We start from the raw sequence: 12,123 nt of genomic DNA on the forward strand, positions 1-12,123 counted from the left end.
TCCTTTTATGGCTCCACTATGAGCTTGCTGATCATGTTGGCGTGGCCGATGCCGCAGTATTCGTTGCAGATTATGGGATACTCACCGGGTTGCGTGAAGGTAAAACTAACCTTGGCGATCTCTCCGGGAATCACCTGTACGTTGATGTTGGTGTTGTGCACGTGGAAGCTGTGTTGCACGTCCGGCGAGGTGATATAGAAGGTCACCTTCTTGCCTACCTTGAACCGCATCTCCGCCGGCAGGTAGCCAAAGGCAAAGGCCTGCACATAGGCCACGTACTCGTCGCCTACCTGCTCGACACGGGGGTTGGCGAAGTCGCCCTCGGTGCGCACCTTGGTGGCGTCAATCCGGCCGGCACCGACCGGGTTGGTATTGCCCATGGTGAGCATCATGTAGCCAATCAGGATGATGAAAACCGTAATCATGGCCAGGCCGAAGAGGATCCAGGCCCGCTCGTAGCGCTCGATGATGTGTTCCTGGTGTTCCATGTCTTATCCCCTCGCAAGGTGCATGAAAAAATGGAAAAACCAAAAGGCCAGGATAAAGACCGTGACCACGCCGACAACCAACAAAGCTCCAATGGGTCGTTGTTCTTTTTCTTCCATAGGACTGCTTCCCCCTTTGGGAGAGTCTAAGAACTTGATTAGAGGACATGTGTCCTAGGGAAAAATGTCCCCCTGGCCGGATTCAATAAAGACCAAAAACTCGAAGAGATTGTCTTTTTGAAATGTCTTTCGACGGGATGGTTTTGCTAACGCTCGAATCAACGTATGGCAGCAAACGCACCGCGCATACTCGGTAAAAAGACCTCAAAACGGTATGATTGCAGGGTATGACCCAGATACCCCCCGTTGCAAAAGCCTCCATTGATGCCATCCGCATGCTGGCGCTGGACGCGGTCGAGCAGGCCAAATCCGGCCACCCAGGGATGCCGATGGGCATGGCCCCGGCGGCGTATGTGCTGTGGACGGAGTTTTTGAAGCACAACCCCAAAGACCCCAACTGGCCGGCTCGAGACCGCTTTGTACTCTCGGCAGGGCATGGCTCGATGCTGCTCTATGCCCTGTTGCACCTGACCGGCTACGACCTGCCGATGGAGGAGCTCAAACGTTTCCGCCAGTGGGATTCCAAGACGCCCGGCCACCCCGAGTATCACCATACGGTGGGGGTCGAGACCACTACGGGCCCGCTGGGCCAAGGCATTGCTACTGCGGTCGGGATGGCCATTGCGGAGCGCAAGCTGGTGGCCGAGTTTGGGGATATTGCCGAGCACTATACCTATGTGATCGCTTCCGATGGCGATTTGATGGAGGGGGTGAGCGGGGAGGCCTCTTCGCTGGCCGGGCACCTGCGGCTGGGCAAGCTGATTGTGCTCTACGACGACAACGATGTTTCTATAGATGGAAATACCGAGTTGGCTTTTACTGAAGACCGTCTGAAGCGCTACGAGGCCTACGGCTGGCACGTGGTGCGGGAGGTGCAGGGAGAAGACCTCGAGGCCATCCGGGCCGCCTTGCGCGAAGCCCAGGCCGACCCCCGCCCCAGCCTGATTTCGGTGCGCTCGATTATCGGCTTTGGCTCACCCCTGGCGGGACACCACAAAGCCCACTCCGATGCCATGGGGCCCGAGAAAGTGGCGGCTACCCGGCAGGCCTTGGGCTGGCCCCACGAACCCTTTGTAGTACCTGAGGAGGTCTATGCCGACTATCGGCAAGCCATCTCGAAGGGGGCTCAAGTTCAGGCAGAGTGGCAGAGCAAACTCGAGGCCTACACCCAGACCCACCCCGAGCAAGCTGCCGAGTTCCAGCGCCGCCTGCGCCGTGAGCTCCCGCAGGGCTGGGAAGCCCATCTCCCCAGCTTTAGCGCCGGAGAGAAGCTGGCTACCCGCGCGGCCTCCGGTAAAGTGCTGGAAAAGCTGGTTCCAGTGTTGCCCGAGCTGGTGGGCGGTTCTGCCGACCTCACCCCCTCCAACAACACCCGCACCCCCGATATGACCGACTTTGGCCAGGGCAACCCCGGCGGGCGGTACATCCGCTACGGGGTGCGGGAACACGCTATGGGCGCGGCCATGAACGGCATCGCCCTAAGCCGCGCGCTGCGCCCGTACGGGGGCACCTTTCTGGTTTTTTCGGACTACATGCGCCCGGCCATCCGCATGGCCGCGATTATGGGCATTCCAACTACCTTTGTTTTCACCCACGACTCGATTGCGGTAGGGGAGGACGGCCCCACCCATCAGCCCATCGAGCACGTAATGAGCCTGCGGGCCATCCCCAACCTGTGGGTGATCCGCCCTGCCGATGCGACCGAGACCGCAGTGGCCTGGAAGATGGCTTTGGAGCGCACCGACGGCCCCACGGCCCTGATCCTGACCCGCCAAGCCCTGCCGGTGCTGGCCGAGGTGCGCCCCAAGGGGGTGGAGCGCGGCGGTTACATCCTCTCCAACGTGCAAAACCCCAAAGCTGCGATTGTGGCGACCGGCTCGGAGGTGGCGCTGGCGCTGGAAGCCCAGCAACTGCTGGCCGCCGAGGGGATACCGGTGCGGGTGGTCTCGCTGCCCTGCTGGGAGGCCTTCGAGGCCCAGCTCGAGGACTATCGCCAGGCCATCCTGCCCAAAAGCCTGCCCACCCTGGCCCTCGAGGCCGGTACGACGCTGGGCTGGGAACGCTACGCCCACAAAACGGTGGGGCTCGATCGCTTTGGCGCCAGCGCCCCCTATGCTGATGTGTACAGCAAGCTGGGCTTCACCAAGGAGCGGGTGGCCGCCGAGGTGAAATCTCTGTTGGGGGTTTGAATGGTTCAGACGGTTCTTTCGAACCTGCCCGCGCTGCTTTTTACCCTGGCGCTGGGGGCTGCGCTGCTGGGTTTGCTGGTCTGGGCACTAGCCGCCCAGGGCGCGGCCAGTAAGCGCACAGCGCAGTTTTTGTGGGCCTTGGCGGTGGGCTTGGGGTTGATAGGCCTGATTCGGCTGGTGGCTGCGCCGTGAAGCGCGGATGCGTGGTTTTGAACTGCGATAGTAGACTGTAAGCCATGCCCAAGCGCGTCGTGAGTGTTTCGATAGGTTCGTCCAAGCGCAACTCCAGGGCCGAGGTGTATGTAGAAAGCCTGGGGGAGACTTTTGTGCTCGAGCGCATTGGCACCGATGGGAGCTGGGAGAAGGCCATCGAGCTGGTAAAGGAGCTGGACGGGAAGGTAGACGCCTTTGGGCTGGGCGGGGCCGACCTCTACGTGTACGCAGGTAACCGCCGCTATACCTTTCGTGACGCCGCGCGCATGGCCCAGGCAGCCCGAAAGACCCCCATGCTGGACGGCTCGGGGCTAAAGCACACCCTCGAGCGCAACGCCATCCGGCTGCTCGAGCCCCAGATTGGCTGGAAAGACAAAAAGGTGCTGATTCCCAGTGCCGTGGATCGCTTTGGGCTGGCCGAAGCGCTGGATGCCGCGGGGGCCCGGACGCTCTTTGGCGACCTGATTTTTGGCCTGGGGCTGCCTATCCCGCTCTACCGCCTGTCGCTTCTGCAAAAAATCGCCTACATCCTGCTGCCCATCATCACCCAGCTTCCCTTTCAGTGGCTTTACCCAACCGGTGAAAAACAGGAAAAGCAGGTGCAGGACTGGCGTCAGCGCTATTTCGAGTGGGCCGACGTGGTAGCGGGGGACTGGCATTTCATGCGCCGGTTTATGCCGCCCAACATGCAGGGCAAGGTCATCCTGACCAATACCACCACCCCCGAGGACATCGAGTTCATGCGCGCACGGGGCATTGCCAAGCTCATCACCACCACCCCTCGCCTCGAGGGCCGCAGCTTCGGTACCAACGTGATGGAGGGCTTTATTGTGGCGGTGGCGGGCAAGTATCCCCTGAGCGAAACCGATTACCTCGAGTACATCGAAAAGCTCAACCTCAAGCCACAGATCACAGAGTTGTAGCAAGACTGTAGCGGCGTTTAGCCATTTGCTCCCACAGCGGCGACGCATTTATCGAGGTTTCCGCCATGAGGCCGCACGCCGTGTAGCGTAATTGACCCAGCACCACAAAAACCGTTGTACTGGGTATTCGTGGGAATTGCCCTATTCGCGTCCGGCGGTGAGTTTTTTGGTATAGGCGGCAAAACCCTTTTTGTCGCCCTTTGCGAGATAAGCGGCCTGTTTGGCCCAGGTGCCCAGGCTGGGGGCGAAGCGCAGGTGAGCGGCGGCCAGGGCTGATCGCAGGGTTTCCTCTTTAGACTTGGCGAGCTGGGCAAAAGTGGTAATGCCTGCTGCTTGTAGTGCAGCCGATATCTTGGGGCCTATACCCTCGATGCGGGTCAGGTCGTCTGGGGTTTGGGAGCTCTTGCGGGTGGTTTTTTTGCGCGGGTTTGCGGGTTCAGCAACCTCGGTCTGGGTTAATGGTTTGCGGGTCGCAGTTGTGGCTTTTAGCCTGGATTCGGCTTTACCGGTAACTTTGGTTGGGGTTTTGCTGGCTGACTTGCTTCTGGCGATCTTGGCCTGGGATGTGGTTTTCTTGACTTCGCTTTGGGGAGCCGCCGCTTCAGCGGGTTTGTCCGTCTGAACAGACGATACCTTTCCCGCCGTAGCCCTGCGCGGCCTCTTGGTTTTTTCGGCTTTAGAATCACCCGATAATTTGGTTTTTCCAGGCCTGGCCTTGCGGGCTGTGGTGTTTTTGGGGGCGATTTTCTCCAGGTATTTTTCTACCACGTAGCCAGAGGCTTCGGCGGCTTTGCCCAGTTTCGTTTTGAGGGCTTCCCAAGCTCTGCGCTCCTTTTCTACCTGGGCGGGTCTCTTACCCTCGGCAGCAGCCAGTGCCAGTGAGATCTGGCTCAGGCCCTCGAGCCAGGCCTGGTGGGCCTCGCGATTGAAGTAGACCACCCCACCATAGCGGTTGAACTGCAAGAAGCCCTGCACCTCAGGGTCTTGGGTGAGCTGGGGCATCTGCCGGGTGACCCAAGCGGGGTTTTGGGCCAGCTCGGGGTAGGCAACCAGTAACTTGGTCAAGCCCACCGAGCGCCGCGCTTCGGTTTCACCCAAACCCAACTCGCTGAAGGTCTGCTCCAAAATCCGTCCCAGGCGCCACTCGTCTAGGTGAGCGCGGCTCTCCTCAGCTTTGCCGAGGCCGTGGGTAAAGACCCAGCCCAGCAGCGCCCCGCTGGTCACAAGGTCGTCGCTGTCTTGCGCAACTCCCAAAACGCCTTGCAGGCGCCTCAGGACTTGCTGCACCGGCAGCAGCGAGAGCTGGCTGGCAGAATGCTGGTCAATTCCCTTGTAGAGTTCCAGCAGCTTGCCCTGCACCTCTTCTTTCAGGTTATCGCCCCGCTCACCCCCAGGCTGCAACAACCTGCGGAACATGGCAGGATTCACCAACCCACGGAAGGGCTGGTGGATAGGCTCGAGCCACAATTCCTGCCGGGCTTCGTCCAGGCTCGGCACCCCCCGCCCGCCCAGTTTTTCGGCCAGCCGGGCAAAGGTGCCATCGGCATCGTAGACCTCGCGCCAGTCCAGCAAAACCTGGCGCTTGTAAGGGCCGAGTTCCAGGTAGAGTCCTTCCTCGTGGAGCGCTTGGTTGTTGCGCAAAAACTCCTGCCCGGTGACATGATCGCGGAAGATGCTAAAGGTACGCTGATCGAAGCTCAAATGTAACCCTTCGCCCAGGCCTACCTGGCGGGTTACGCGCCCGCTTCCAGTTTTGAAGGGTTGCTCCACCGAGCGTCGTATCCAAACCCTTGCTTCAGCGTTTTTGTTGTTGAAGGCTACCAGCGAGCGTTCGAGACCGGCACGGTTGGAGTAGACAAACACATCTTCGTTCACCCCATCCCCTGCTTCGGCATCGTAGAGAATAAAATTATCTACCTCGGCAAAAAGGTAGCGCTTCTTCAGCAGCGGGAAAATTTGCTGGTGGTGGTAGTCAACCAGGCCGCGGTCGGGGGTCTCGTCGTAGTAGGCCCGGCGGTACTCCATGCCATAGCGCTCGGTGAAGCCCTCTACCTGACCGTGCCCCAGCATCGGCAGGCCCGGCAGGGTGGCGCAGAGGGTCATGACACCAAAGTACTTCTCGCCCTTGCCAAACTGCTCCACGGCGGTCTTTTCGTCGGGGTTGTTGAGGAAATTAACAAAGCGCTTGAGGATTTCCGGCTCGAACTCGAGGGTATTTTTCATAATCTGCCGGTACTCGGCGTTCTTCTCGTCGCGCAGCATGTTCATGAAGGCCGAGTTATAAACCCGGTGCATGCCCAGGGTGCGGACAAAATAGCCCTCCATCATCCAAAAGGCCTCGGCCAGCAACAGCGTACCCGGAGCCTCTACCGCTGCCCGGTCTACCACCTCGCGCCAGAATTCCACCGGCATGGCAGCATCGAACTGTTCTTTGGTCATGGCGTGCTCGGCCCGGCTGGGAATCGAAGCCCCCCAGGGCGAGCCCCCTGGTTCGGGAAACCACAGCCGCTGGATATGGCGCTTGGCCAGGGTCATGGCGGCGTCGAAGCGGATGATGGGGAACTGACGGGCCACGTGCAGAATGGTCTGGATGACCGCCTCGCGCACCTCGGGCAGCAGGTAGTTGAGCTGGGCCGTGTCGTTCCAGGGCATGGCGGTGCCGTCGTTGCCGTGGTATATGAAGCGGGTATCGCCTGTCCAGCGATCGAGTCGCTTGAACACCACGGCTGCATCGGACTTGTCGTAGTAATGATCTTCCAGAAAGATGCCCACCCGCTCATCCGACGATAAATCCGGCCCGTCAAAGGTGTAGTTGGGGTAGGGTGGGTAGGGCAGACTGATAAACCAGTCGGGGTGCTCAATTACCCAGCGCCCATCAATTCCCACATGGTTGGGCACCATGTCCGAGGCCAGGCGGATGCCGCGCCGGGCGGCTTTTTGCCGCAGCACCTCTACGGCGGCCTCGCCGCCGAGGTCTTGGGCAATTACATAGTCGTAGAGCGAATAAGCCGAGGCCACCGCATCGGGGTTGCCCATCATCTGCTTGATGTGCTTGGAAGCCTTGCTACGCTCCCACAGCCCGATTAGCCACAGTCCGGTCACCCCCCAGCTTTGCAGGATGTCGAGTTCTTCCTCGGGAATTTGGTCGAGGGTTTTGATCTCTCGCCGGTGCTTTTTGGAGAGCTGATCCAGCCAGACAAAAGCGTTCTTAGCGATCAGGACACAGCGCGGCATCCAGTCCAGATCGGGGCTAAACGCTTCGGGCTCGGGTTCTGCTGTCAGGCGCTGGATGTCCAGCATCTCGCTCTCGCCGCCCCCACCAGGCTGGTCGAAGTGAATCGGTACAGCGAATGAGCGCCCTTCCTCGCGGATCACATCGAGGCTGATGAGCATCCGGTAGTAGAAGCGCCCCAAGCTTCCCGCGAAGCGGCGCAGCAAAAACTCGAGCTGGGCTTCCAGCGAGTCGGGGTGCTGTAAGGCGGGTAGCCGCAGGGTTTTGAAGAGGCTCAGGCCGGTCTCGGCAAAAACCGGCTGACCTTCGAAGAAAGCCTCCAGATTCTCGATGATGGGCAGGTAGAGGGTGGTGCGCTCGAGGTTGCTGTCATCGAACAATTCGGCAAATGGGCTAAAGGCCGGGTTGGCATTGGCCATCCACAGCATCAGCATCTCTTCTAGCGTAACTTCACGGTTGGAACGGCCCTCGGTGGTATCTGCTAGATATTCATCCAAGGTGATTTCACGCCGGTAGACCCGGATCGGTGGGAATTCAGTGGCAAACGAACGCAGGGCTTTTTCCAACTCATCGGGGCCTAGGCTGGCCTCGAGGGCAACCAAGGCCTGCTGCATTGCCGTGGGGTGTTGTTCCAGATACTGCCGCACCACAAAGTGCAGCATTTCGTCAATCAGACCCAGGGCGTTAATCTGGCTGGCACTGACCGCCTGCTCGGGATTGCGCACCAGATCGCGCCTGGCATTCATGGCCTCGGCGAAGCGCCGGGCAGCCTGGAAATTGGCAAACACCACATTGCCACTCAGCGAAAACAGCGAGAGATCGAACTGGTAAAAATCGCGTGCGCTAGCGGAAACGTGAAACTCAAAAGTACCCAGGTATGGCTGATAGCAGCTCATATAATCCCTCCGCTCTGCCACAAGTCTATATCACTGCCCAATTCAAAAAGCCAGGCCTCGAGAGAGTCGCGATCAGCCGTCGGTTTACGGTCTCAGTCCACCCACTCGCCCCTTCGCATCAGGGGTTCGACAGAACCACTTGGGGCGATCCCATCCACATCTACTTGTTCAGAGCCAATCATCCAGTCTATGTGAATTAGGCTATCGTTGGCCCCTGCTGCGCGTTTTTGCTCCGGAGTGAAGCTCATGCCTCCTTGTAGACACTCGTCGTAGCTAGCCCCCAGGGCAATGTGGCTGGCGGCATTTTCGTCGTAAAGGGCTTCATAGAACAGCAATCCGCTGGTGGAAATCGGCGAACTATGGGGCACCAAGGCCACTTCACCCAACCGCCGGGCCCCGTCGTCCGTTTCCAGGAGATGTCGCAAAATTTCCTGGCCCTTATCGGCATGAGCCTCGACCACCTGGCCTTGCTTAAAGCGAACCCGGATGCCCTCGAGCAAATTGCCGTGCAGGCTTAGGGGTTTGGTGCTCCGAACCCAGCCATCCACCCGTTCGCGGTGTGGGGTGGTAAAAACCTCCTCGGTGGGCATGTTGGGGACGCACTTCGCGCCGTTTTGCGCCCGTCCGGCCCCGTCGGCCCACAGATGCCCCTCGGCCAGACCAACCCGCAGGTCGGTATCTGGCCCTCTAAAGTGCAAGGCGGCATAGCGTTTGGCGTTGAGCTGTTGGACGCGGCGCTCGAGGTTTTGCACATGGGCCTGCCAGGCAGCCACGGGGTCGTCTTGATCTACCCGGCTCACCTTAAAAATGGCCTCCCAAAGTCGTTCGATTTGCCGTTGGGGCGGTTCATCTGGAAAAACCAGTTGGGCCCAGCGTGGCGATGCCGCGCCAATGATGCACCAGTTGGTGGAAAATCCACTAATACGATCCGAGAAAGGCTTGCTGAACCGGGCGGCTGTCTGTGAAGCCTGACGAATCAGTTCGGGGTCTTGCCCCCGCAGAATTTCGGGATCATCGGCCAGGATGCTTAGCCAGGCGTAGCCTTCATCGAGGGCTTTGAGCCGGGCATCTATCAGAAAGGCCGCATACTCCTGGAAAGAGTCCCGTGGAGCATGACGATAGCGCGTCAGATTGAGTTGCTCGTCGTAAAGTTGGGTGACCACCAGCCTCGAGCCCGCCTTATAGGCTTCCTCCACTACCAGGCGGGTCAGTGGCAAAGCTTCAATATTCGCGTTCACATAAAGCTTCTGGCCGGGCTGGAGTCCCACCCCTACCCTCACCGCGACCGCAGCAAACCTTCGCAGCTTCTCTTCAAAACTGGCAGACATGCTCACTAGCCTACCTAATTTTGGGCTCCATAGAGGTAACAACAAACTGCTGCCCAATGCTGTACCTTCTCTTGTAGACTAGCGCTATGCCTGAAGTCATGTCTGAGCTCTACATTCCCAAACCCCCTAAAGAGGTATATGCTGCTGCGCGCGATCTGGCTGGCCTCAAACCCTACTTGAAGGATGTAGAAACACTGGAAGTTCTAGAAGACCACGGAACCACCTCACGCACTAAGTTTGTTGCGATTGCGATGGGCAAAAAGGTCCACTGGATCGAGGATGAGCAGTGGTTCGATGCCGAGTTTCGCAATGTGTTTGATAGCAAAGAGGGCGATTTCGATGTGTACCGGGGTTCCTGGACTTTCCTGCCCGAGGGCCAGGGAACCAAGGCAGTGCTCCAGCTCGAGTACGAACTCAACATCCCTATTTTTGGGGGCCTGCTGCAAAAACTGGTCAAGAAACTGATGCAGGAAAACATAGACGACCTGTTGCGTGGTCTCAAGGAGCGCTGTACAGCGGCTTGAGGTGCTATACTGTTGGCATGATGTTTGCTCCGCGATGTTGAGTGTGCGATCCCGCCGGGGTCATGGTGTGCCTTTTGCCGCCAGCCCGGCGTTTTTCTTAACCTGGCTTTGCGGCAGAACTACCTGAGGTATTGCGGCTGGGTTTGCGACCACAAGCCTCTATGATCGTTGTCCAACTCAAGGGAGACGCAGATGTCCTTGCAGATTTACAACACCCTCAAACGCGAGAAAGAAACCTTTGTTCCTGGCACACCCGGCTATGTGGGCATTTATGTCTGCGGCCCCACGGTTTATTCTGAGCCTCACTTGGGACATGCGCGCGGCCCCATCGTCTACGACGTTCTGCGGCGCTGGCTGCGGCATCAGGGCTACAAGGTGCGCTTCGTCTCCAACATCACCGATGTGGGCCACCTGACCGACGATGCCGACGAGGGGGAGGACAAAATCTTGCGCCGGGCCAAGCTCGAGCGGCTCGAGCCCATGGAAATAGCTGAGAAGTACATGTGGAGCTACTTCGACGAGATGCAGGCCCTCAATATCCTGCGTCCCGACATCACCCCCCGGGCCGCCGGACACATTCCGGAGCAGATCGAGCTGACCCAGACCCTGATCCAGCGCGGACATGCCTATGAGGCGGGTGGCTCGGTCTATTTCCGGGTCAGGAGCTGGCCCGAGTTTGGCAAGCTTTCTAACCGCGATATTGAAGACCAGGAAGCAGGGGCGCGGGTCGAGGTGCGCGAAGAGAAAGAAGACCCCCGCGACTTTGCCTTGTGGAAAAAAGCTGAACCCGAGCACATCATGCGCTGGAACTCCCCGTGGGGTGTGGGTTTTCCGGGATGGCACATCGAGTGCTCGGCCATGAGCCTGAAATATTTGGGTGATGGCTTCGACATCCATGCCGGGGGGGTGGACTTGCAGTTCCCCCACCACGAGGCCGAAATTGCCCAAGCCGAGGCGGCCGGACATCCCTTTGCCCGCTTCTGGATGCACCACTACCATGTGCTGCTCAACGGGCAGAAGATGGCCAAGAGCACCGGCAATCTGGTTTCGTTGGCCGAGCTGCGGGCCAAATACGAGCCCATGTACATTCGCTTCTACCTGCTGAATAGCCACTACCGCAGCGTGCTCGACTTCACCGATGAAGGCTTGGAAGCCGCCAAAAATGGCTACCTTCGCTTGCTGAATGCCTACCGTGAGGTGCACCGGCTCCAACACACTGCTCCCCACGGCAGGCACCCTGGGCTGGAAGGGGCAGTGGAGGAGCTCGAGCGCGGGTTAGCCGAAGCGCTGGACGACGATCTCAATACCCCTCAGGCTATCGCTGCTTTCTTTAACTTCGTCACCGAGTTAAACAAAGCCCTGGCTGAGCGCCCCGGTAAGGAGAGCCTGGCCAGAGCCGAGCAGGTATTTAAGGAGTTAGGCGAAGGGGTGCTGGGTCTGTTTCCAGCGCGGGTGCTGGAAAACCAATTGGGTGGAGCCTTGCTGGATGGCCTGGTCAAGCTATTGCTCGAAATCCGGGAAGAGGCCCGCCGCAACCGCAACTTTGCTCTTTCCGACCGCATTCGTGAACGACTGACGGAATTGGGGGTAGTGGTCGAAGATACCCGCGAAGGCCCCAAGTGGAAGGTGGGCGTGTAGATGCTGGCCCACCCACTGGACGAAGACAGCGAACTTCGCTTGCTCCAACTTCACCAAGCTGAGGCACTGTTGGCTCTGATTAACACCAATCGCAAGCACCTGCGCCGCTTTTTGCCCTGGGTGGATGGCATCACCACCATCGAAGATATGAAGGCTTTCGTTCAGGGGACATTGGAAGGATTGGCCAGCGGCGAACAACTGCCCCTGACGGTCTGGCACCAGAACCAACTGGCCGGAACACTCACTTTGTTTAATATTAAAGCCTCACACCGCACGGCTGAAATTGGCTACTGGCTTGGAACCGCCTTTGAAGGACGGGGTTTGATGACCCAAGCCGTCAGCGCTCTGGTAGTTTATGCATTTCGAGAGCTGAACCTGAATCGCTTAGAGATTCGAGCCAGCACCAAAAATCTCAAGAGCCGGGCGATTCCAGAGCGTCTAGGCTTTACCTTAGAGGGCATCTTGCGGCAGGAAGTTGTACTCTATAACAAGCCACAGGATATGGCCCTTTATGCCTTGCTAAAGCAAGACTGGCTCCTAAAAAAGCCCCGCAACCAGCGGGGCTGATCTCGGAG

The 12,123-nt window shown here is 58.9% G+C and carries 10 protein-coding genes; 6 read left to right on the forward strand and 4 right to left on the reverse strand.

The annotated features are described in order from the left end of the window. Positions 1–5 precede the first annotated feature (5 nt). Both WKI89_RS04255 and WKI89_RS04260 read right to left on the reverse strand, forming a co-directional pair. Complete coding sequence (locus WKI89_RS04255; protein ID WP_337867980.1) at positions 6–488, reverse strand: cytochrome C oxidase subunit II; 483 nt, start codon at positions 486–488, stop codon at positions 6–8. 3 nt (positions 489–491) lie between these two features. Continuing rightward, the gene (locus WKI89_RS04260; RefSeq protein ID WP_013014084.1) at positions 492–605 is read right to left on the reverse strand and encodes a cytochrome c oxidase subunit 2A; all 114 of its coding nucleotides are present in this window, start codon (positions 603–605) and stop codon (positions 492–494) included. A gap of 227 nt (positions 606–832) precedes the next feature. Here WKI89_RS04260 and tkt point away from each other — a divergent pair, with 227 nt between their 5' ends. Genes tkt through WKI89_RS04275 form a run of 3 tightly spaced genes read left to right on the forward strand, consistent with a single transcriptional unit; the run spans position 833 to position 3,930 of the window. Further along, entirely contained in the window at positions 833–2,794 is a 1,962-nt protein-coding gene (tkt, locus tag WKI89_RS04265) for a transketolase (RefSeq protein ID WP_337867981.1), read from the forward strand. Then, positions 2,795–2,986 (forward strand): hypothetical protein, encoded by a 192-nt coding sequence (locus WKI89_RS04270; RefSeq protein ID WP_337867982.1) that lies wholly within the window; start codon positions 2,795–2,797, stop codon positions 2,984–2,986. 44 nt (positions 2,987–3,030) lie between these two features. Then, complete coding sequence (locus WKI89_RS04275) at positions 3,031–3,930, forward strand: quinate 5-dehydrogenase (RefSeq protein WP_337867983.1); 900 nt, start codon at positions 3,031–3,033, stop codon at positions 3,928–3,930. A 141-nt stretch (positions 3,931–4,071) separates the two neighbouring features. Here WKI89_RS04275 and WKI89_RS04280 read toward each other — a convergent pair whose 3' ends face one another. Continuing rightward, positions 4,072–8,058, reverse strand: coding sequence for an alpha-amylase family glycosyl hydrolase (locus tag WKI89_RS04280; RefSeq protein ID WP_337867984.1), 3,987 nt, complete (start codon positions 8,056–8,058; stop codon positions 4,072–4,074). A 92-nt stretch (positions 8,059–8,150) separates the two neighbouring features. Continuing rightward, complete coding sequence (locus tag WKI89_RS04285) at positions 8,151–9,386, reverse strand: aminopeptidase (protein WP_337867985.1); 1,236 nt, start codon at positions 9,384–9,386, stop codon at positions 8,151–8,153. A gap of 86 nt (positions 9,387–9,472) precedes the next feature. On the opposite strand from WKI89_RS04285, the gene WKI89_RS04290 reads away from it, so the two are divergent. The 3 genes from WKI89_RS04290 (at position 9,473) to WKI89_RS04300 (ending at position 12,115) form a co-directional block, all read left to right on the forward strand. After that, on the forward strand, positions 9,473–9,910 hold the full coding sequence (locus WKI89_RS04290) for an SRPBCC family protein (RefSeq protein ID WP_337867986.1): 438 nt from the start codon (positions 9,473–9,475) through the stop codon (positions 9,908–9,910). Between the two features lie 192 nt (positions 9,911–10,102). Beyond that, on the forward strand, positions 10,103–11,548 hold the full coding sequence (cysS, locus tag WKI89_RS04295; RefSeq protein WP_337867987.1) for a cysteine--tRNA ligase: 1,446 nt from the start codon (positions 10,103–10,105) through the stop codon (positions 11,546–11,548). Next, the gene (locus tag WKI89_RS04300; protein ID WP_337867988.1) at positions 11,549–12,115 is read left to right on the forward strand and encodes a GNAT family protein; all 567 of its coding nucleotides are present in this window, start codon (positions 11,549–11,551) and stop codon (positions 12,113–12,115) included. Positions 12,116–12,123: the final 8 nt, after the last annotated feature.

It is taken from the genome of Meiothermus sp. (assembly GCF_037443965.1).
In the GTDB taxonomy this organism is placed as follows: Bacteria; Deinococcota; Deinococci; order Deinococcales; family Thermaceae; genus Meiothermus.